General features: G+C 40.6%; 17 protein-coding genes. 12 read left to right on the top strand and 5 right to left on the bottom strand.

The features are described 5' to 3' along the window. The first annotated feature begins 121 nt into the window (after nucleotides 1-121). From ACFOSX_RS00185 to ACFOSX_RS00200, 4 genes are all read left to right on the top strand, one after another. Entirely contained in the window at nucleotides 122-1,390 is a 1,269-nt protein-coding gene (locus tag ACFOSX_RS00185) for an amidohydrolase (RefSeq protein WP_386095807.1), read from the top strand. Nucleotide 1,391: 1 nt separating this feature from the next. Beyond that, nucleotides 1,392-2,960: an FMN-binding glutamate synthase family protein gene (locus ACFOSX_RS00190; protein ID WP_386095809.1), complete on the top strand. Its 1,569-nt coding sequence runs from the start codon at nucleotides 1,392-1,394 to the stop codon at nucleotides 2,958-2,960. A gap of 11 nt (nucleotides 2,961-2,971) precedes the next feature. Further along, complete coding sequence (locus ACFOSX_RS00195; protein WP_386095811.1) at nucleotides 2,972-3,493, top strand: DUF7935 family protein; 522 nt, start codon at nucleotides 2,972-2,974, stop codon at nucleotides 3,491-3,493. Nucleotides 3,494-3,589: 96 nt separating this feature from the next. Further along, nucleotides 3,590-5,248, top strand: coding sequence for a SulP family inorganic anion transporter (locus ACFOSX_RS00200; RefSeq protein WP_386095813.1), 1,659 nt, complete (start codon nucleotides 3,590-3,592; stop codon nucleotides 5,246-5,248). An 84-nt stretch (nucleotides 5,249-5,332) separates the two neighbouring features. Here ACFOSX_RS00200 and ACFOSX_RS00205 read toward each other — a convergent pair whose 3' ends face one another. Both ACFOSX_RS00205 and ACFOSX_RS00210 read right to left on the bottom strand, forming a co-directional pair. Next, entirely contained in the window at nucleotides 5,333-6,241 is a 909-nt protein-coding gene (locus ACFOSX_RS00205) for a patatin-like phospholipase family protein (protein WP_386095815.1), read from the bottom strand. After that, entirely contained in the window at nucleotides 6,242-8,200 is a 1,959-nt protein-coding gene (locus ACFOSX_RS00210) for a M1 family metallopeptidase (RefSeq protein ID WP_386095817.1), read from the bottom strand. A 130-nt stretch (nucleotides 8,201-8,330) separates the two neighbouring features. Between ACFOSX_RS00210 and ACFOSX_RS00215 the strand changes: the two genes are divergently transcribed. From ACFOSX_RS00215 to ACFOSX_RS00225, 3 genes are all read left to right on the top strand, one after another. Continuing rightward, a complete protein-coding gene (locus tag ACFOSX_RS00215) occupies nucleotides 8,331-10,904 on the top strand; it encodes a DUF559 domain-containing protein (RefSeq protein WP_386095819.1) in 2,574 nt (857 codons plus the stop codon). 9 nt (nucleotides 10,905-10,913) lie between these two features. Then, nucleotides 10,914-12,314, top strand: coding sequence for a short-chain fatty acid transporter (locus ACFOSX_RS00220; RefSeq protein WP_386095821.1), 1,401 nt, complete (start codon nucleotides 10,914-10,916; stop codon nucleotides 12,312-12,314). Nucleotides 12,315-12,650: 336 nt separating this feature from the next. Continuing rightward, nucleotides 12,651-13,448, top strand: a complete 798-nt coding sequence (locus ACFOSX_RS00225) for an alpha/beta hydrolase (protein ID WP_386095823.1) — start codon at nucleotides 12,651-12,653, stop codon at nucleotides 13,446-13,448. A 122-nt stretch (nucleotides 13,449-13,570) separates the two neighbouring features. On the opposite strand, the gene ACFOSX_RS00230 is transcribed toward ACFOSX_RS00225, so the two are convergent. The 3 genes from ACFOSX_RS00230 to ACFOSX_RS00240 form a co-directional block, all read right to left on the bottom strand. Then, nucleotides 13,571-14,782, bottom strand: coding sequence for a peroxiredoxin family protein (locus ACFOSX_RS00230; protein WP_386095825.1), 1,212 nt, complete (start codon nucleotides 14,780-14,782; stop codon nucleotides 13,571-13,573). A gap of 338 nt (nucleotides 14,783-15,120) precedes the next feature. Then, the gene (locus tag ACFOSX_RS00235; RefSeq protein ID WP_386095827.1) at nucleotides 15,121-15,918 is read right to left on the bottom strand and encodes a hypothetical protein; all 798 of its coding nucleotides are present in this window, start codon (nucleotides 15,916-15,918) and stop codon (nucleotides 15,121-15,123) included. Nucleotides 15,919-15,921: 3 nt separating this feature from the next. After that, nucleotides 15,922-16,119, bottom strand: coding sequence for a hypothetical protein (locus ACFOSX_RS00240; RefSeq protein ID WP_386095829.1), 198 nt, complete (start codon nucleotides 16,117-16,119; stop codon nucleotides 15,922-15,924). Between the two features lie 170 nt (nucleotides 16,120-16,289). Between ACFOSX_RS00240 and pheT the strand changes: the two genes are divergently transcribed. The 5 genes from pheT (at nucleotide 16,290) to ACFOSX_RS00265 (ending at nucleotide 23,268) form a co-directional block, all read left to right on the top strand. Further along, on the top strand, nucleotides 16,290-18,716 hold the full coding sequence (gene pheT / locus ACFOSX_RS00245) for a phenylalanine--tRNA ligase subunit beta (protein WP_386095831.1): 2,427 nt from the start codon (nucleotides 16,290-16,292) through the stop codon (nucleotides 18,714-18,716). 500 nt (nucleotides 18,717-19,216) lie between these two features. Then, the gene (gene tpx, locus ACFOSX_RS00250) at nucleotides 19,217-19,720 is read left to right on the top strand and encodes a thiol peroxidase (protein WP_386095833.1); all 504 of its coding nucleotides are present in this window, start codon (nucleotides 19,217-19,219) and stop codon (nucleotides 19,718-19,720) included. After that, nucleotides 19,720-20,091 carry a diacylglycerol kinase gene (locus ACFOSX_RS00255; protein ID WP_386095835.1) on the top strand — a complete coding sequence of 124 codons (372 nt, stop codon included), beginning with the start codon at nucleotides 19,720-19,722 and terminating at the stop codon, nucleotides 20,089-20,091. Before tpx ends, ACFOSX_RS00255 begins: the two co-directional genes overlap by 1 nt. 101 nt (nucleotides 20,092-20,192) lie before the next feature. Further along, a complete protein-coding gene (locus ACFOSX_RS00260; protein ID WP_386095837.1) occupies nucleotides 20,193-22,613 on the top strand; it encodes a DNA translocase FtsK in 2,421 nt (806 codons plus the stop codon). 13 nt (nucleotides 22,614-22,626) lie between these two features. Next, a complete protein-coding gene (locus ACFOSX_RS00265) occupies nucleotides 22,627-23,268 on the top strand; it encodes a LolA family protein (protein ID WP_386095839.1) in 642 nt (213 codons plus the stop codon). Nucleotide 23,269: the final 1 nt, after the last annotated feature.

The raw sequence follows: 23,269 nt of genomic DNA on the forward strand, positions 1-23,269 counted from the left end.
TCGAACTGTGAAAATAACCAAAACATAAGATTTTAACGAGCAGAATCCGCATGAATTATAAACAACATATAAAGAAATAGCTTTGATTAAATTTCAATATCTTAGTGGAAAATTAGACCGAATGAAACACCTTTTTTATGGCTTAATGTTGTTCGCAACCATTGGGCAGGCGCAAACCGCAGTAGATAATGATATTAAGGCAATAGAAGATAAGGTTATTGAATGGCGACGCGATTTCCATGAAAACCCAGAATTGTCCAATCGAGAATTCAATACCGCCAAAAAGATTGAAGCCCACCTAAGAGCCTTGGGTATGGAGGTGCAAACGGGTGTCGCAAAAACCGGAGTCGTCGGCTTGCTAAAAGGAAACCAGCCCGGTAAGGTGATTGCTTTACGCGCGGATATTGATGCACTACCCGTTACTGAACGCAACGATTTACCATTTAAATCTGAAGTAAAGACCACATTTTTAAATACCGAAACTGGCGTGATGCATGCTTGCGGCCACGATACGCATATCGCAATTTTAATGGGCGTGGCTGAAGTACTCGCTAAAAACAAAGACAAAATAAAAGGCACGGTTAAATTTATCTTTCAACCCGCTGAAGAAGGTCCGCCACCAGGCGAAGAAGGTGGTGCAAAACTAATGATTAAAGACGGTGTTCTAGACAACCCAAAAGTTGATGCTATTTTCGGACTGCATATCAATTCGCAAACCCCAGTCGGCGTCATCAAATACAAAAAAGGTGGCATTATGGCTTCTGTGGAGCGCTTTGTTATCGATGTTAAAGGGAAACAAACGCATGGGTCACAACCTTGGTCTGGTGTGGACCCTATTCTTATTTCGGCAAAAATTATTGACGGCTTACAGACTATTATTAGCCGTGAAGCACGATTAACCAATGAAGCGGCGGTGATTACCGTTGGAAAAATTACTGCTGGGACACGCTTTAATATTATTCCTGAATCAGCTGAAATGATTGGAACCGTAAGAACTTTAGACCCTGCAATGCGGAGCATGATTGAGCGCCGTATGAAAGAAATGGTAGAAACCATCGCAAAAGCTTATGGTGGCGAGGCAACAATAACCTTTCAGAATAATACGTCAATTACATTCAACGATGCCGATTTGGTGGATGATATGTTGCCATCGCTTCAAAAAGTAGCAGGAACAGAAAATGTGCAATTGATGAAAGCCACGACTGGCGGTGAGGATTTCTCATACTTTCAAGAGATTGTTCCAGGTTTCTATTTCTTTTTGGGTGGTATGACACCAGGAAATACTGAGGCTTTTCCGCACCACACACCTGACTTCAAAATAGATGAGGACGGTCTTTTACTCGGCGTTAAAGCTTTTACACAAATTACATTCGACTATCTGAACAATTAATATGAATGACATTTTAAACGTTTTGGGCGCCATTCCTTGGTGGGGCTGGATTTTAATTGTTTTGGCCTTAATAGCCATTAGAGATATATTTTTTCAGAAAAAGCATATCATCATCCACAATTTCCCTGTTGTCGGCCATTTGCGTTATTTCTTTGAGAGTTTTGGACCGGAAATAAGACAATATTTTGTGGCTAACAATAGAGAGGAGTTGCCTTTTAACCGAATAGAACGCGGTTGGGTTTATGCCTCTTCCAAGAATGAAAACAACTACGAAGGCTTTGGAACAGATCGCGATATTTATTCGCATCAGCATTTGTTTATAAATAATGCTATGTTTCCATTTAAAATTGAAGACAACCATCCAAATTCAGAAGATAACAGCTTCTTACCCTGTGCTAAAGTCATAGGGCAATTCCATAAGCGAAAAAAACCATACAGGCCCGCATCTGTAATAAATATTTCTGCCATGAGTTATGGCTCTCTTTCTGCGCGCGCCATTGAATCCATGAATAAGGGTGTTGCCATGTGCGGTGCATATCATAACACTGGCGAAGGCGGGCTCTCTCCGTACCATAAAAACGGTGGCGATGTGGTTTTTCATTTTGGCACTGGTTATTTTGGCGTACGCGATGACGATGGCAATTTTTCTATGGAAAAAATGATAAAATTGGTCGAAGATCATCCATACGTTCGTGCTATTGAAGTAAAACTCTCTCAAGGTGCCAAACCGGGAAAAGGCGGTGTTTTACCAGGCTCAAAAATATCTAAAGAAATTGCAGAAATCCGTAATGTGGAAATGGGTAAGGATGTGCTTTCTCCGCCAAACCATTCAGCATTTTCTACGATATCAGAAATGGTCGATTTTATTGAATCTATAGCCGATGCTACTGGATTACCTGTTGGCATAAAAGCGGCCATCGGAAAACTTGACCAATGGAAAGAACTAGCGCAAATAATGAAAAACGAAAATCGTGGCCCAGATTTTATTACCATCGATGGTGGTGAAGGTGGTACCGGTGCTGCGCCACCTAGTTTTGCAGATCATGTGTCTTTGCCATGGGTTTATGGTTTTAAGGAAGTTTATATGATGTTTCAAGATTATGGTCTAGAAAAAGATATTGTTTTTATTGGTAGCGGTAAACTAGGTTTTCCCGGTAAGGCAGCAATGGCTTTTGCCATGGGCGTAGATTGTATTAATGTAGCTCGAGAGGCCATGTTAAGCATCGGTTGTATTCAGGCTAAAGTATGTCATAATAATACCTGCCCAACGGGTATTGCGACCCAAAATAAATGGTTGCAACGCGGTATAAACATTCCTCTAAAAGCTGAACGCTTAGCACAATACTTTAAGACATTTAGAAAAGAATTTTTAGAAATTACCCATGCTGCAGGCTACGAGCATCCATGCCAGTTCACCATGGACGATATAGAAATGAATGTAGATGACCATCACCTTATGCAAGAGATAGACACAACTTTTGGTTACAGCAAAACACCGGTAGCGTTTATAAATATGCAAACCTTGAAAGATTGCCTACATCTTGGGGGCCACTATAATTCCAAAAACTAAAATTACTATTTATGGAAACCGAAAAACTTTTTGACTTATTTCTTTATGCTATTCCGGCCTTGATTACTGGCGGGATTGCTTATTATTTCTTTAAACAACATATTGAAAACGAATTCAATCTAAGGAAGTTCACACTACAGAAGGATTTACAAAAGGAAGCCTTTCCGATTCGTCTACAAGCCTATGAGCGGATGGCACTTTTTTTAGAGCGAATTTCACCTTCAAAATTATTAGTTCGTGTTAAGCCAAGTTCTTCAAATAAAGATGATTATGAAAATTTACTTATAGCAACCATTGAACAAGAACTTGAACACAATCTATCTCAACAAATCTATGTAAGCGATGAGTGTTGGAGCATCATAAACGCGGCAAAAAACGCTACAATACAATTAATCAGAAAAGCAGGAATGCTAGAAAAAACGGATAGCGCAGGTAAGCTCCAAGAAGTCATTTTAATGGAACTAATGGACAAGCGTCCGCCAAGTAATGCCGCCCTATCTTTTATTAAAAAGGAAGTTGGTGAAATGTGGTAAAGCAACTATTTATTTTGTGAATTGAATTAATTTTCAATTCGAAAGGAATAAACAAGGACTCTACTTGAAACTATCTTTGACATTAAATCGTTAAACATGCTTTCAAAATTTTACAATCTCAAGAATCTAAAAGGTGATTTTACTGGTGGTTTAGTTGCTGGTGTAGTCGCCCTACCATTGGCTCTTGCTTTTGGTGTTCAATCAGGAATGGGTGCCACCGCTGGACTCTACGGCGCCATCGCCGTGGGGATTTTTGCAGCGCTTTTTGGAGGCACGGAAACGCAAGCAAGTGGCCCAACAGGTCCTATGACCGTAGTATCCGCCACACTTGTTGCATTGGCCATTGACGCTACAGGAAGTTTAGAGAATGGGTTCAGTATTATTGTGTTAACCTTCCTTCTCGGCGGTCTATTCCAGATTATATTTGGTTTTTTAAATATTGCGAGTTACGTAAAATATTTTCCATATCCCGTGGTTTCAGGGTTTATGAGTGGTGTTGGACTCATCATCATCATACTACAGATTTTTCCATTTGCTGGACTCTCTTCCGCAAAGTCAACAGTAGCCGTTATCTCCGATTTGCCAAGGCTGTTTAGTGAAGCGAACTTACAAGCATTGCTTCTTGGCGGTATTACTGTAGCTGTTTATTATTTGTTTCCGAAAATCACAAAAGCAATACCTAGCGCTCTTGTAGCGCTTATCGCCGCGTCGCTCATTGCTTTTTTCTTCAAAATGGACGTTCCTCTTATTGGAGAAATCCCTTCAGGATTACCATCACTACAGCTGTCTGGGATATTGGAAATTCCAACAGAAAGCTTAGGTCTAGTTTTTGAATATGCAGTAGTTCTTGCAGTTCTAGGTAGCATAGATTCTTTACTTACATCCGTTATTGCCGACAACATGACCAAAACCAAACACAATAGCAACAGAGAACTCATTGGTCAAGGTATCGGAAATATGATTGCCGCCGCGATTGGCGGTATACCTGGTGCCGGCGCCACAAAAGGTACCGTCGTTAATATCAATGCAGGAGGTAGAACTCGCCTATCCGGTGTTTTTCACGGTTTATTTCTTTTAGCCGTACTACTAGGTTTGGGGCAACTCGCAAGTCAAATTCCCCTTTGTGTCTTAGCCGGATTGTTAATCCCAATTGGATTTAAAATTGTCGACTTCAAAGGCTTAAAACATTTACGCAAAGTCCCAAAATCTGATGCATTTGTACTTGTTTTAGTGCTTTTAATCACCACATTTGGAAGTCTTATCTACGCCGTAGGATTTGGGCTGGCTCTAGCTTGCTTATTATTTATGAAAAAATCTGGCGACATGAGTGAACAAGGTTTGGAAGTTGGTCGTGTTTCGGATTTAGATGGCTCTCAACCTTGGACGGACGAACAGGAATTTTACGACCAATACAAGGATAAGGTTATTGTAAAACACCTCTATGGCTCCTTGTTTTTTGGATTCACATCCTATTTTAAAGACCAAATTAAAGCCTTACCAGATGACATTGTTGCTGTAATTTTCAGAATGGATCGCGTGCCATATATGGACCAATCTGGACTTTACGCTCTAGAAGATGTGATTTTTGATTTAAGAGAGCAAGACATTGAAGTCCTTATCGTCGGATTGAAAGAACAACCTAGAGATATGCTCGAAAGCGTTGAGATTATCCCCGATTTAGTTCCCGAAGAGGACGTTTTTGAGGATTTCGATGATAGCTTCCATTCTCTGAAAGGCAAGCTTAAGGCGAGTTAGCAGACTTAGACATGAGCGACGAGGTATAGGGACAAGAGTGTTTTTACCAAGACTGTAAACCACGACTGACTATTGAAGTAAGACCTACTTCAAATCACTCATCTTAGTCAAGTTTTCATGCTTTTCCTTGGCATAATCAAAACCTTGTTGCCACCAGTCAGTCATTAGTCGCTTGCTAAAAATTAGTGAATTTTCAGTCAGACTCGTAGGCGTGTAGTATAAATTAAGTTGGACATTCCGTGACCTTGCAGCGAGCTTCCCTATAGTAATATCACTTTTCTCTACCTGATCCAGCAAATGCCCAAAAAGACTAATCATCAATGAGAATGGATTCTTTCCAAGTATTTTCTGTTGGCCTAAATTCTCCGCTTCCAACACAATGGCATCCACTTCCGTTGCGCCACGCCGAATGGCTTCACGTATCGGAATTACACAACCCAAACCGCCATCGGCATACTCATAGCCATCACGCTTTACCAAGGACATAAACGGAATATAGTTACAGGAAATCCAAATCCAGTCACAAAACTCTTCGTACGTACATTCTTTGATAGACTTGTACTCTACCCGATTCATACTCAAATTAGATACAGTAACCACCACATCTTCTTTGGTCTTTTTAATCAGTTGGAATTCATCTTCAGAAAAATTACGCTTAATATGGCGTCTTAAGGCTTTACTCTCACCAAACGTACGTTTTCGCCTGATAAATTGCCAAAGCGAATTCACAAAATCAATAGAAACATATTCTCGGTCTCCTTTTTTACGCTGTACAAAAGGGCTGATGCTAAATATATCATGCTGTTGCACATTTGTGAAGATGTCGTAGAGCTTTGTAATTTTTCCTGTCGCCAAGTGCGGAATTAATAAGCTTCCTGTGGAAGTACCTAAAAACATATCGTACTCGCGCCCTTCTTTCTCAATGAGATATTGCGCTACTCCACCAGCGAATGCGCCTTTGCTTCCACCTCCAGAAATCACCAATGCTTTCATCTAAGATTTTGATTTTAGTTTTTCGGACATGACCTTTGCAAATTTTACCATACGCCAATTGTGATGGGCTTTTGAAGCTTCGAGATTTTCTTGGCATTCGGCATTACAGGCCTTAATCGCCTCTAGATACTGAAAGGCATTCATACGCACTTCGGCACTGTAATTTTCGCCCGTGTAAGACAGCAATTCATTGTACAACTCTTGGGTTTTGTCAGATTGAAATTCTAAAGTATTCAGATTCAATACCAACCACAACATTCGTACATTATAGTCTGAAAGTCCATAGATGTCTTTCGTTTTGCTTAAATATTTTGAACGCTCTTCAGGAAAATTCACCCACAAATTATACAAAGCACTTTCTATGGTGAGATAGGAGTCATCGTCTAGCAAGGTTTCGTAATTGGCTTTTAGCTTCGCTGGAATTTTAGTTACATATTGCGAAATAGCTTGTCGCACCTTCAAACTGCTTTTAAATGTGTCATTAGTCACCAATTGCGGGGCTTGAGCAATCACTTTAATTTTGGCCTCATCTGAAATATCATAGCGCAAATACTCGGCACATTTAGAATCTACCGCATCACAATCCACCATCATGTATTCGTGAATGTAGCTCGATTTGGAACGCAATAATTCAATGGCGTCGTCGAACGGAAAGGCATCACTTTCAATCCACCGAGATTTAAATTCGGATAAATCCCCGTCGTAAAGTGCTTCCACTTCAAACATAAAATCAGAGGTTTCAACGCTCCAAAATTTGTGCTTTTCAAGATAATTGATGACTGCAGTTCTAAAGACCAAATCGCCAACCTTTTCGCGCAAGGCATGCAGAACCCAGGCGCCATGCTGGTAAAAGGTAAGGCTCGTCGCCTTAGGATTAAGCAAGGCATTATTATCTTGTTGCAAGGCTTGTCTGGCCAAATCTTGGGCAGACTCATAAAGTTTAAAGTGATAGTAATCGTCACCAAAAATGGATTTCTCGGCCAACAAGGCGTAATAGGTCGCAAAGCCTTCTTGCAACCAATGGTGTTCGCCAGACTTCGCTGTCACTAAATCGCCAAACCACTGATGCGCCATTTCATGGGCGTTGACGTTGATGTAATTCTTGTCATTAAACCCAATGGAATCTACTACAAAGGCATCCGAGAATATCGTCGCCGAAGCATTTTCCATGCCTGCGTACAAAAAGTCGTGCACAGGGATTTGCTTATAGTTTTGCCAGGGAAACGGGACGCCAATCTCACTTTCCATCTCGTCAAACATGCGTTTGGTGTAGCGGTAGGTTGGCTCAAATTTTAGGGAGTCTTCGGGGTAATAATAGTTTTCGAGGGGAATTCCTGAATCTGAAGTTTCTTTTTTTGCATCATATTTTCCAATAACCAATGCCACGAGATAACTAGACATAGGTTTTTCCATGCTGTAACTCCACATCTCGCCATTATCATTTGGGGTTGTGCTAACCAAGGCCCCATTAGCCAAAACCTTGTAACCGTGAGGCGCCAAAATATCGAATGAAAAAATTACCTTCTCATTAACGTCATCAAAACTCGGTAACCAGTTGCTCGTGTATTTTCCTTGGCCTTGGGTCCAGATATTCCAGTCGTCATTCCTCATCAAAAAGTACAGCGCTTTTTTGGGCTGAGCAGAATAACGAACTAATAATTTGTTTTCAGACGACTCCTGAAATTCTTTTTTTATAATGAGCTTATGGTTATTGTATTCAAACGGAATCACTTCGTCATTCAACTTGACTTCTGAAATCGTCATGCTTCGAGCATCGACATAGATGGAATCTACAGATTTTTCGATATTGAACTTGTAAATCACATGGCCGGATACTGAAGCTGAATCAGGGTTCACGGTTATCATTGCCTTCGCATGGGTAAAATCCACATAGTCCGTCTGTTGCGCAAAAGCACAGCTAAACAGCAAGATAAATACTATGGCTAAGGAATATTTCATATACAATTTGAAGCAAGAATAAGACCAAAATACAACTTCTGTGAGTTACACAAAAGCAGAAGGTCGATTAAGGCGTGATTAGTCTCAAACAAAGGGTTTATGCTTTCGCAGGAATTTGTAAATTCGTGCTGTGAGCGTCAATCTACAAACTCCCATAGATTATTTAAAAGGTGTTGGGCCTAACCGTGCGGATTTGCTCCGGTCGGAACTGAAAATCAACACCTACCAAGACCTCATCAACCTATTTCCCAATCGCTACATCGACCGCACGCGGTATTTTAAAATTTCAGAATTACAGCAGAATTCTGCAGAGATGCAGGTCATTGGCGAAATCACAGGCTTTAAAGAAGTCGCCCAGAAACGCGCGAAACGCTTAGTGGCCACATTTAGGGACGAGACAGGCACCATGGAACTCGTTTGGTTCCGTGGGCAAAAATGGATTAGGGAAAGCCTGAAAACCAAGACACCTTACGTCATCTTTGGGAAAACCAATTGGTATAATGGCAAATTCAGTATGCCACATCCCGATATTGAATTAGTTGCCGAGCACGACAAAAACCTGCGCTCCGCCATGCAGGCCATATATCCGTCGACGGAAAAGCTGAACAATAAAGGCATCAGCAATCGAGTGATGGGCAAAATAATGCAACAGCTGTTTTTGGACACCAAAGGTCAATTTGCAGAAACACTGCCTCAAAATACACTTGACGAGTTGCGTCTCATTTCAAAATCTGAAGCGCTTTTCAATGTGCATTTTCCGAAAAATCAGGAGCTATTATCCAAGGCGCAATTCCGATTGAAATTTGAAGAATTATTCTACATACAATTGCAATTAATTCTGAAAAATCTCATCAATAAATCGAAAATAAAAGGTCATATTTTTGATAAAGTCGGGCGCTATTTCAACACCTTTTATAAAGACCATTTACCGTTTGAATTGACCAACGCACAGAAACGTGTCTTGAAAGAAATTCGGTCCGATTTAGGAAGCAATGCTCAAATGAATCGGCTATTACAAGGTGATGTAGGTTCTGGGAAGACGATAGTCGCCTTTATGTCAATGCTCATGGGGCTTGACAACGGTTTTCAATGCTGTTTAATGGCGCCGACTGAAATTTTGTCAGTCCAACACTACAACGGATTACTCGAATTATGTAAACCTTTAAATATCAGCATTAAACTATTAACTGGCTCAAGTAAAACTTCAGAACGACGAGAAATTCATGAATCCCTCGAAAATGGCGATTTACAGATACTCGTTGGCACACATGCCCTACTCGAAGACAAGGTAAAATTCAAGAATTTGGGACTCGCCATTATTGATGAACAGCATCGTTTTGGCGTGAAGCAACGCGCCAAATTATGGAAGAAGGGAAGCCCAGAAAGCTCAACTCAAAGCCCTCCTCGGTCCTCCCCAAGGGAGGATGCCAAAAGCGTGCTAAAAAAGTATGCAACAGCACGACCTTCGACCTATGGTTTGATGAAGGAACTTCAGCAAAAAAACAAGAAAAATTCTACCGAAGCAGAGCGCATTCTTTGGGAACATTTACGGGCGAAAAAATTAGACACCAAATTTAGGCGTCAACACATCATTGATGAATTTATTGTCGATTTTGTGTCCATAGAGAAAAATCTGGTTATAGAAGTAGATGGCGGATACCACAATACCGAAGCGCAAAAAGAAATTGACGAGTTACGAACCGCTATTTTAAATGATTTGGGCTTTGAGGTCATTCGTTTTACGAACGAGCAAGTCATAGGGGATATAGACAAAACGGTTGAGTCTATCGCAAACAAGCTCAAAAGTCTCCCCCACGGGGAGATTAGAGGGGCTTCCTTACCCCCACACATTTTAGTGATGACGGCGACACCGATTCCACGAACCTTGGCCATGTCTGTTTACGGCGATTTGGATATTTCTGTTATTGACGAATTGCCTGCCGGACGAAAACCGATAAAAACTGTGCATCGCTATGATACCAATCGGCTTAAGGTCTTCCGATTTATGAAAGACGAAATCGCCAAAGGACGGCAAGTATACGTCGTTTATCCATTGATACAAGAAAGCGAAGTTTTGGATTATAAAGACCTGATGGATGGTTATGAGAGTATTTCTAGGGAGTTTCCTCCCGACGGTTCGGGACCGACGTACCAAATTTCTATCGTGCATGGCAAAATGAAACCCGCCGACAAAGAGTATGAAATGCAACGTTTCGCAAGAGGTGAAACCCAGATTATGGTGGCGACGACGGTCATTGAAGTAGGGGTTAATGTGCCTAACGCTTCGGTTATGGTGATTGAAAGTGCGGAGCGTTTCGGTTTATCGCAACTGCATCAGCTTCGGGGTCGTGTGGGACGTGGCGCAGAACAGAGTTACTGTATACTTATGACCAGCTTTAAATTGAGTAGCGATAGCAAAACCCGATTGGAAACCATGGTAAAATCTAACGACGGTTTTGAAATTGCCGAAGTTGACCTCAAACTCCGTGGCCCTGGCGATATTATGGGCACGCAACAAAGCGGTGTTCTGAATCTTCGTATTGCGGATTTGGTAAAGGATAAAGACATTTTGCAACACGCACGATATACCGCGAAAAGCATTTTAAAGACGGACCCTACCCTTGCCCTGCCCGAACATCAAATGATTTTAAATACCTACCGAGAAATGAGTAAATTCCGAAATATTTGGAATTACATCAGCTAAACCAATATCATGCTCACTAAACTAGGCCAAAAATTTACCGACCTTTTTTCAAAATATATGCCCAGCGCATACGTGTTTGCCTTAGTGCTTACGCTTATTCTCTTTGTCGTGGCTTGGATTTTGACCGATAGCAAACCGCTAGACATCATAGAAGGCTGGTACAACGGCTTTTGGGATTTACTGGCCTTTGGAATGCAAATCGTACTGATTATCGTCACCGCCTATTGCATTGCGCAATCCGACAGCATCAAAAAAGGCATCGATAGACTAACGCAATACATTAACACGCCGACCCAAGTCTATTTGGTGGTGATTTGTGCGGGTGCGCTCTTGTCCTTGGTCAGTTTTGGGATGGTGGTGATTACTTCGATATTAGGTCGGGAGTTGGCCTTGCGGGTTAAAGGCATCAACTATCCGTTTCTCGTTGCCTGTGTGTATTTTTCCTTTAATGGTTGGGTTGCGGGATTATCGAGTTCTATTGCCTTATTGCTAAATACACCTGATAACTTCCTTATTAAAGATGGTATTCTTTCAGAAACCATCAGCACAACGTACACGCTTGGTTCCAATTTGAATTTTATCATGATTGGCTTATTCGTTGTGGTTTGTCCCTTGCTATTTCTGTTGCTCATCCCGAAAGACAGCACAGGCAAGGAACTGAAAGACCTGAAGTTAAATGCCTCTGATGCTACAGAAGACCAAAGTATAAAGTCTGAAGCCGACTCCTACAAACTCCCCTATAAAAGCGTGTCTGACCAATTGAATAACGCTTGGTGGTTACAAGGTGCCGTAGCACTTTTGGGTGTCACCTATCTCGTGCATCACTTCATTATCTTAGAAAAAGGCCTGAATTTCAACGTGATGATTTTCCTGTTTCTCATTCTTGGCATGTTATTGCACAAAACGCCGTTACGCTATGCTCTAGCAATGAAACGTGCCAGTGGTAATATCTCGGGCGTGTTGTTTCAATATCCGTTTTATGCAGGGATTATGGGTATTATGACGGTTACCGGATTGGGCACCGATATTGGCCTGTACCTCGCCAATATCGCTACGGAGCAGTCTTATGCCTTTGTGTGTTACTTAACAGGTGGCGCGGTGAACTTTGCGATACCATCTGCGGGTGGGGAATTTGCTGTGATAGGCCCAAGCATTATTTCCATGGTGAATGATATTGGTGCAGGATTACCCGCTGAAGACCTCACCGCCATGACCGCTAGAGCCTCAATGGCTGTGGCCTATGGCGAAAGCTTAAGCAACTTATTACAACCTTTCTTTTTGCTGATTGTCTTCCCCGTCATGGGGGCAGGCCTAAAACTACAAGCCAGAGACGTGATTGGCTATCTATTTATTCCCTTTGTGATTCTGTTTGTGATACAGAGCCTGTTGGTGACGTTTGTGCCGTTATAGACAGGTTTTATTAGAAAAGACCTGTCAGGTTTTGAAAACCTGACAGGTCTGAATGTTTTTTTGATATCAATGGTTCTTATTCCATTGTTAGTTCTTCAGTAAGTAATTCTTGAACAAAACCTTCAAACTCCGTATTAAATTCCGTGAATTTTTCTCCAGTAGCAGGCCCGTTAAAACCTGTGAGTATATTTCTTAATTTTCCTGATTAATCAGAACAAACTGTCTTTATGTTTTATGTAACTTGCAGACGTAATAAACACAATTAAAGCGTCGCACTGCGCATAGTCCTTTCATTAAAAATTGTTGGTGCAGAATTCCACTAATTTCAAAAATACTATGAAAAAGAGACTATTGTTTTGCATGTCAATTATATTTTTTCCAATGTGTATTCATGCACAATATCATAATGTAAAGACTGATTCTATATACTCTGTACACCTTAAAGAATATAGACAGTTTCAGATAAATATTCCAAAAAAGTATGATAAAGCCGATAGCTTTGACGTCTTGTATGTACTAGATGGAGAATGGGGGACTTCACTTACCAAAACAGTATATGAATTTTTAGGATATGCTGAATTCATTCCAAAAAATATAGTCATTGTAAGTATTCCTAATTATTATAAAGATGGAGTCAATATGAGACGAAGGGATTTTACTCCTGTAAGAGTTAAAAATCAACCAGTTTCTAAAGGGGTAATTAATTTCAACAATTTCCTGAAAGATGAATTAATTCCATTAATTAATAAGGAGGTTTCAACGAATCCACGTAACAATATTCTGTATGGAAGTTCTTTAGGAGGTCTTTTTACAATTTATTCGTACCTTGAAGAGCCTACTCTTTTTAAATCTTATATTTCAATTGAACCTGTTTTAAGATTGGGTGATAATTATCTTAGCAAAGTTGCAGATTCAAAACTTGAGCAAAATACAGATACTAAAAATCGCCTTTGGATTAGTTCTAGAAATGGAAAGGATTTTGAAGATATGGGAGTTTCTAAATTTGAATCTATTTTAAAATCAAATCCCAGTAAAAACTTAGATTGGAACGTAAGTACGTATGAGAACAAAACGCATTTTTCTGTTATTTGGAAAGGACTTTATGATGGACTAAAATTTATCTATGACAAGTAAATTACTTGTACTATTAAACCATAGATAATGCAATTAAAACTCATGAATGTGGCTGTTAACTGTCCTTCATTTAAACAAAATTACTAATCACAATCAATTGAAATTGTTGTTTTCTATTATTTCTACTCCCTCAACAACTCCTCCACAAAGCCTTTAAACTCTGTCTTAAACTCCGTGAATTTTTCTCCTGTAGCAGGCCCGTTAAACCCAGTGTGTATCTTCCGTACGTTTCCTGATTTATCAATGAATATAGATGTTGGGTAAGACAATACATGATTCAGCATCGGTAATTTCCTTTGGGCCTCTGCCTTATCAGAGGTTCCGACTTGCGCCAAAAGAATGGGATATGGAATGCCAATACGCTCCTTTAAACGTTTGATACTATTAAAGGCCTTTTCATCGGTCTTTGCATATTCAAAGGCTAGGGCAATGATTTCAAAATCATCGTTTTTTATTGAGTTGTAATAGTCCGTGTAGTATTTGCTTTCGTCTAAACAGTTAGGACACCAGGTGCCCATAATCTGTACCACAACGACCTTGTTATTAAATTGCTCGTCGTCCAAGGACACCATGTTGCCCTCGGCATCTGGAAATGTAAATTCCAGCTTATCGTAGCCTTCCTTTAAAAAGGTGAGTTCGTTGGCGCTTGGTAATTCGTATTCGGCGTTGCGCTTGGCGACAAAAGGTTCTTTCCAATGATTCCCTGAATAGAACTGACCGCTCATGATGGAGTCCGTGGCATTGGCAGTAAACAAAAAAGCATGTGCGCCATCAAAGGTTGAGAGTTTTAACGCGTTGCCATCAACCACACCTTCGAGATAGCGGTAATCGCCCGTTGTGGTTCTAAAGGTCCCTGTGACTTTGGTGCCTTCCTGCTTAAAAATACCTTTGGCGATATACTCATCGCCTTCAACGCCTTCACTGAACACGGCTTCCCAAATTCCGGAGACATCCACGTCTGCTGATTTGGCTTCAAATCGGACGTTATTATGCAATTCCGCTGTAAAGGGTACAATACGGTCGAGGCTTTCTTTAATGAATTCGCCGGTAAGGGTTTTTCCATCGTAGGTTCCTGCGATATAACCTTCGAACACTGGGGCTTTAATGAAAATAGAATCGTTTCGATATTCGATTTCATCGACTTCAATTTCTTCTTCCGCATTAAAAATCGTTAAGGTTTCTGGCGAAGTCACTTCAAAAATAAAAGGTAATTCCTCATTATCTTGAACCTCCAACACCGCACGATAGGTACCGTTTTTCAGTTTTTGGATTTCCTTTTCGGATTGGCAAGATGCCAAGATTATAATTGTGCTGAGAAGCAAAAGCTTTTTCATGGGGTTTGATTTTAAAACAATGGTCGAAAATAATGACAATTACCTAACAAAAAAAGGACTATTGTTTAAATAGTCCTTGGTGTTGCATTATGTACTGTTGAAATGTAGTGTATAAATCTAAATCGCAATTGATGATTATAAAATTCGTTTCTTCGAGTGGATTTTTTGATTGCTCCCGAAATAATCGGTAGAAAAAAATCTGTATCGAGAAGTAGAATTTTTCAACTAAAACGTTCTCGATATAATTTTTCGTTCCTCAAAATCACTCGAACTGACGTCAGATAGTATTTTTCTCAAAACAATGCTAGAGATGACAGCATTGTAAGTTTACAAAAATCTTAATCTTCCGTCTTTTCCAATTTTTTCAAATTGCGTTCTTGCTCGTTAAGCAAACGTTCCTTTTCATTAAGATTCACTTTTAAAACGCCAACTTTTTCCAAGACGTTTTCAATGGCAGAACGGCGACGACGGACCTCCTCTTCCTCAACACGATTCTCGCGCTGGTCTTCTTCTAATCTACGATTGGCGTCTTCTGCCCGCTCTTCGGCGATTTCTATAAGGCTACGGCGACGTTGAATGATGTCGCGCTCTACTTCAATTTTATTACGGGCTTCGTAGGCACGTTGTTGCCCAAACTCACGCCCGGATAAACCACCTTTGTTACGTCCGTAGGCATTCCCTTTTCCGTTGTTTCCATTTACCTTGTTACGACGCTCTTCCAATATTTCAATCTCATCTTCCAAAATACGCTCACGTTGATTTCGCATCTGCTCGCGTTCATTTTTATAGTCGTCTTGCATCGCTTTCATACGCTCTTTCATTAAGCGCTTTTCTGCTGGCGAAGCATTTTTCATGTCCTCTTTCAGTGCGTCCATTTCAGCTTTTCGCTGATTGTCCAAAGCTTTGCTTTCCTTTATGACTTTCTCACGCTTTTCTTCAAGCTTGTTCAAGTCTTTTTCAACCTTTTGCCCATTTTCAGCCTTTTCTGGCTTATTGCCTTTGGCTTGTGTCGCTTTTTCGGTTTTGTCTTTGTTCTTATTGCTCTTTCCCTGCGCATTCACATTTTGGGTAAACGGCACAGCTCCTGCGATTAACAAGGCCGTAGCACAAAGCTTCATTCTGTTTACTAGTTTCATATTTTATTGATTTTCAAGTTCTTCGACTGCATCCTCTAAGGCTTCAGTGTTTTGTTCTACTTCTACTGAAATGCTATCGATTTGTACCTCCACAGCATTTATCTCTTCTACCGTTGCATCGACCTCATTGTCTTTTTTATCCACACAAGAGACGGTGAATACAAGACAAAGTCCAGCAACTACATTGATTAATTTTTTCATAATTAGTGATGTTTGAAGTAAATATAGTTTGAAAGACTTTGTCGCACTACCCCTAAACCTACGGATGCTAACGCTAAAGCCATTCCTCTAATTTCGTTGGGCTTTTTCGGTCAAAACAGGACTTCAAAACTCAAAAATTCATTAATTTTGGCGCTTCAATTGAATGATTTATGAAGATTTCTTACAACTGGTTAAAGCAGTTTATAAATATTGGTTGGGCACCTGAAAAAACGGGAGAATTACTGACGGACCTCGGTTTGGAGATTGAAGGCATAGAGACCTTTGAATCCGTTAAAGGTGGACTCGAAGGCGTTGTAGTCGGAAAGGTTTTGACCTGTGTACAACACCCCAATGCTGACCGATTAAAACTGACGACCGTTGATATTGGCCAGGACGAACCTGTGCAGATTGTCTGTGGTGCGCCGAATGTGGATGCTGGACAAAAAGTACCCGTAGCGACCATTGGGACAACACTCTACACACCCGAAGGCGAAGCTTGGACCATAAAAAAAGGAAAGATTAGAGGTGAAGCCAGCCATGGTATGATTTGCGCTGAAGACGAATTAGGTCTCGGAAAATCACACGACGGCATTATGATTCTCGATGACAAATTGAAAATCGGAGCACCAGCATCAGAAGTATTTAAGGTAGAACGTGATGCTGTTTTTGAAATCGGGTTAACCCCAAACCGTGCTGATGCCATGAGCCATTATGGTGTGGCGCGCGATTTAAAAGCAGGACTTTTACAACAAGATATTAATGTAGAATTGATTACGCCTTCCGTAAGTTCGTATCACGTGGACAGCCGAACCCTAAAGGTCGATGTTGATGTTATCGATAAAGAAAAAGCACCACGTTACTGCGGGGTGACGATTGTTAATTTAAAAGTGGAAGATTCGCCGAGCTGGTTACAAAACCGTTTAAAAGCTATTGGTTTGGCGCCTATCAACAACGTGGTAGATGCGACCAATTATGTGTTGCACGAATTAGGGCAACCGCTTCATGCGTTTGATGCCTCTAAAATTTCAGAAAATAAAATTGTCGTTAAAACCGTTGATGCCGGCACAAAATTTACAACCCTTGATGGTATTGAGCGCGAACTTCATGAAGACGACCTCATGATTTGTGATGCCGAAAAACCACTATGTATCGCTGGTGTTTTTGGTGGGGAAAACTCTGGAGTCACCGAACATACAACGAGCATCTTTTTAGAAAGCGCCTATTTTAATCCGGTAAGCATTCGCAAAACCGCTAAACGTCATGGACTTAACACGGATGCCTCATTCAGATTTGAACGTGGTATCGACCCGAATATCACAGAATACGCTTTAAAACGTGCAACACTCATGATTTGCGATATTGCTGGCGGTGAGATAGCGAGTGATGTTGTGGATATGTATCCGAATAAGATTGAAGATTTTCAAGTAAGACTAAGCTTCGACAATGCCAAAAAGTTAATTGGTGAAGAAATTCCACGCGAAACCATTAAAAGCATCTTGACCTCTTTAGACATCAAAGTGAATAACGTTACTGAAACTGGACTCGGATTAACGGTACCGGCTTATCGTAACGATGTGTTGCGCGAAGCTGATGTTATTGAAGAAATTCTAAGGGTTTACGGTTACAATAAAATCGGTACGACCGAAAAACTGAATGCCAGTATTGCCAATATGACCAAATTCGAAGATTTTAAAGTCCAGAATGTCATCGGCAATCAATTGGCGTCTCAAGGGTTTTTCGAGATTATGTCTAATTCCTTAACCACTCCGAATTACATAAGTTTAAGCGAGCAACTCAAGGAAGAGCATAATATTGAAATGCTCAACCCACTCAGTAACGACCTTGGTGTAATGCGTCAGTCCTTGTTGTTTTCAGGATTGGAAGCGGTGGCCTATAATATCAATAGACGTCGTCAGGATTTGAAGTTATTCGAATTCGGGAAGACCTACCATCAATTCAATGGTACACGTGACGAGCAGAAACATCTCGCTGTTTTCGTTTCAGGTAAAAAGGTCGACGAACGTTGGAATGCACAACCACAAGACAGTGATTTCTTCTATTTAAAAGGAACGGTTGAAGCGGTTTTGGAACGTCTTGGTTTAAATAATCTGCGCTCAGCGCCTATTAAAACGGACGTATTGAGTGAGGGCGTTTCTTTATCCGTAGGCAAATTGAAAATGGTGGATTTCGGACTTGTGAAAAATTCGGTTTTGAAACATTTCGGGATTTCCCAGCCTGTACTCTATGCCGATTTTAATTGGGATAATGTGCTACAGTTGGCGCAACACAATTCCATATCGTTTAAGGACATTCCGAAGTACCCAGAGGTGCGTCGTGATTTTGCTTTACTGATTGATGATACCGTTAATTTTGAAGACATCCATACCATCGCCAGACAAACGGAAAAACAATTGCTGAAAAACATCAATCTTTTTGATGTGTATGAAGGCAAAAATCTTCCGGATGGCAAGAAAAGTTATGCGGTGAGTTTTACACTTCAAGATGAAAACAAAACCTTAACGGACAAGCAGATTGACAAGATTATGAAGAAGCTTCAGACTAATTTTGAAACTAAGCTTGGGGCGGAACTCAGGTAGTGTCTAGTATTTAGTAGGCAGTTTTTTTAGTCAGAAGTTGGCAGTCATATTTCTCGCTAAGTCGCGGAGGCGCAAAGGATGATTGAGTTATTAGGGGATTATGTTATTTAGGCTCTCTGTGAAACTTTGTGCTTCTTTGTGGAACTTTGTGGAATAAAACTCGCTTAGGCGCGAAGGCGCAAAAGAGTAATTGAGTTATTCAGGCGCTAACTTTGAATAGGTACTACGTGAATGTCTGTGAAAAAAAATTAGAGCTTACTGCTACAACGTTACACTTTACAATAAACGACTCAACAACAAACAACTTAACAACTACCGACTTCCAACTAACAACTTTCTTCCCTTCGGAAAGATGTCTGCCTTAGGCGGACAGACGGGAACAACTTCCAACTTAACACCAAACGACAAACAACAAACCGATACAGTCAAAACATTATCATTTTCTTAGCAATTCCCATTGGCATATTCGTTAATTTTAGCAGTCTAAAAAATCAACAAAAATGGCAAAAGTAACTTTGGGAGGAACTCCCGTAACTACAGTAGGCGAATTACCGAATGTCGGCGATTCAGCACCAGATTTTAAATTAACCGCATCTTCAGATATGTCCACCAAAAGTTTAAGTGACTTTGAAGGCCATCGCTTGGTGCTAAATATATTCCCGAGCGTCGATACAGGCGTTTGTGCACAATCCGTTAGAACTTTTAACGAAAAAGCAAGTGGATTAGATAATACCAAAGTATTATGTATCTCTAAAGATTTACCTTTTGCCATGGAGCGATTCTGTGCTTCCGAAGGATTGGAAAATGTAGTGAACCTTACCGACTACAAAGACGGCAACTTTGGAAAAGCCTACGGCGTCACCTTTAATGACGGAGCTTTTGAAAGTTTACTCTCTAGAGCAGTTGTTGTTGTGGATGCCAACGGAAAAGTGGTTCACACCGAGCAAGTACCAGAAACAGGCGAAGAGCCTAATTACGAAGACGCGCTTAACGCTTTGTCTTAATGGGCAGTAGTAAGGAGCCATTTATTATAAACCGTTTAAAAAGCGTGGGTTATGCCTTTAAAGGCATGCTTATTCTTGTAAAAACGGAGGCCAGTATTAAGATACAGTTGGTCATTGCCATTGCTGTGACCATTGCGGGTTTCTATTTCGACATCTCCAGAACCGAGTGGATGATTCAACTCGTTATGATTGGTATGGTGATGAGTATCGAAGGCGTCAACACGGCCTTGGAGTATATCGCAGACTTCATCCACCCAGAACATCATCCAAAAATAGGCCTTATCAAAGACGTGGCCGCTGGCGCGGTGTTCATTGCTTCTATAATTGCCTGTATTATTGCGGGGTTGATTTATGTTCCGAAGTTCTCTTAAATACCAAAACCATTAGGATAAACGTTTCTTATTTGTATTTTTGATTTACTGATGCCAAACGGTTTTACAGACCCGCATCATAACAACCACCGAACAATCGTATGGCTAAAAAAACAACCAAGAAAAAAACCACAAAAACCAGTGAAAAATTAAAGCGTCCGTCTTTAAAACTGTCTAGCCAACAAAAACTGATTTTTGGGAGTTTACTCATCATTCTTGGGGTGCTGTTGTTCATCTCCTTCCTTTCCTTCCTCTTTACAGGAAAGGCCGACCAAAGCATTTTATCCGAATTCCCATCGCGTGATGCCGAAGCCGAAAACTGGGCGCGACTTCTAGGCGCCAAAGTCAGCGACCTATTTATTACCCGTGGGTTTGGAATTCCGTCTTTTATATTTTCGGGCTTGTTGTTTTTATCTGGCGTATACGTCACACTAAACCTAAAAATGTCCCGACTCCGCAAACATTGGATTTGGGGTACACTCATCGTGATTTGGTTATCTATTTTCTTCGGATTTTTCACGCATAAGTACGATGTCCTGGGTGGAACAATTGGTTATGAAATGAATCAGTTTTTTCAGGATTACATCGGAAAAATTGGTACTGCCCTCCTACTCGTCTTTGGTTTAATCACCTATATGGCAATCAGATTTAAAGCTACAGGAGATACCTTTGTAAATGTCTTTAAACGTGCTAAGAAAGGCGTGACATCTGAATTCAAAACAGAAGCAACACCTGAAGAAGACACCATCGCCCCGATAGACAATAGTTTGTCCGAAGAAGCCGAAGCCATAAAATCAGCTTTCGAGATTCCTTTAGAAAATCTAGAACCAACCATAGCCAAACATTCGTCGAGAGATTCAAAACCTGAAATCAAGAAACCAACACCTAAACCCGTTCCTGAAGTTAAAATGGTTGTTGACGAGCCAAAGGTGGAAATGGAAGTGGAAACGGCAAAAGAGGAAAAGTCGGAAAGCGATAATCTTGCTGATAAGTTAGTTGAGGATTTCGGACAATTTGACCCAACGTTAGAATTGAGTAACTTTCAATTCCCGACTTTAGACTTGCTAAAAAAATACGATAACGAAGGCATCGCCATCAATCAGGAAGAGCTCGAAGAAAATAAAAACCGAATCGTTGAAACACTCAACAATTATAAAATCGGCATTCAGAGCATCAAAGCAACGATTGGACCAACCGTAACACTTTATGAAATTGTTCCTGATGCTGGTGTTCGGATTTCAAAAATCAAAAATTTAGAAGACGATATTGCTTTATCGCTTTCAGCTTTAGGTATTCGTATTATTGCACCAATACCAGGAAAAGGTACCATCGGTATTGAGGTCCCAAACAAAAATGCGACGATTGTTTCGATGCATTCGGCGATTGCCTCTCAGAAGTTTCAAAGCAGTAAAATGCAACTCCCGATTGCCCTTGGTAAAACCATTAGCAATGAAACACTTGTTGTGGATTTGGCAAAAATGCCTCACTTGTTGATGGCTGGCGCCACCGGACAAGGAAAATCGGTGGGACTGAATGCTGTACTGACGTCATTACTTTATAAGAAACATCCTGCGGAAGTCAAGTTTGTACTTGTTGACCCTAAGAAAGTAGAACTCACGCTTTTCAATAAAATAGAACGTCACTATTTAGCGAAACTTCCCGATAGCGAGGACGCCATCATTACGGATAACACCAAGGTTATTAATACACTGAATTCGCTCTGTATTGAAATGGACAATCGCTACGAATTGCTAAAAAACGCCTTTTGTAGAAACATTGCGGAATACAATAAAAAATTCAAGGCCAGAAAACTCAACCCGAATGATGGCCATCAGTTTTTGCCTTACATCGTTTTAGTGGTGGATGAGTTTGCAGATTTAATCATGACGGCTGGTAAAGAAGTAGAAACCCCAATTGCCCGACTCGCACAATTAGCACGTGCTATTGGTATCCATTTGATTATCGCTACGCAACGTCCGTCCGTTAATGTCATCACGGGAATCATAAAAGCAAATTTCCCTGCCAGAATTGCATTCCGTGTCACCTCAAAAATAGATTCCAGAACCATTTTAGATGGCTCTGGTGCCGACCAACTCATCGGTCGTGGTGACATGCTGTATACGCAAGGAAATGACATGATTAGGATTCAGTGTGCCTTTGTAGACACACCCGAAGTGGAGAAAATCACGGAATTTATCGGGGCGCAAAAGGCCTATCCAGATGCCTATTTATTACCAGAATATGTCGGCGAAGAAGGTGGCACAAATCTTGATATAGATATTGCAGACAGAGATAAGCTGTTTAGAGAAGCTGCAGAAATCATAGTCACCGCGCAACAAGGCTCAGCGTCTTTATTGCAACGTAAATTAAAATTAGGCTATAACCGAGCGGGACGCATCATCGATCAACTCGAAGCTGCAGGGATTGTAGGGCCATTTGAAGGTTCTAAAGCCCGACAAGTTTTAGTCCCCGATTTTGTAGCCCTCGATCAGCTTTTAGAAAATGAAACAAACAACGATTAATAGCATTTAAAAAATGAAACAGATAGTTTTTATTATCGCATTACTTTTTACAGGAGGCCTAATTGCTCAGAATGACGCCAAAGCAGAAGCTTTATTAAACGAGGTGAGCAAAAAAGCAAAGGCTTACAACAATATTCAGTTAGACTTTAAATACGAATTAAATAATCAGTCCGAAAACATCAACCAAGAAACAAAAGGCGATGTTACGATTAAGGGCGATAAATACGTTTTGAATATTTTGGGTATCACCCGCGTTTTCGACGGAAAAACCTTGTACACCATTAGTCCTGAGGACGAGGAAGTGACCATTTCTTCAGACAATACGGAAGATGAAAGTACCATCACGCCAAGTAAGATGTTATCCTTTTATGAAGATGGGTATGCCTATAAAATGGATATCGTTCAGACCGTAAAAGGACGAAAAATTCAGTTTGTAAAGTTGACGCCTATCGATGGTAATTCAGAAATAAAGCACATTCTTTTAGGTATTGATGCAACGACAAAACATATTTACAATTTAATTGAAGTGGGTAAAAATGGTACAAAGACGACTTTGACTGTTAATTCTTTTAAAACCAACGAACCTATTTCAGAAACCTTATTTACATTTGATGCCGATAAGTATCCGGATTACTACATCAATAAATTAGACTAGA

Source organism: Winogradskyella maritima (assembly GCF_042650215.1).
In the GTDB taxonomy this organism is placed as follows: domain Bacteria; phylum Bacteroidota; class Bacteroidia; order Flavobacteriales; family Flavobacteriaceae; genus Winogradskyella; species Winogradskyella maritima.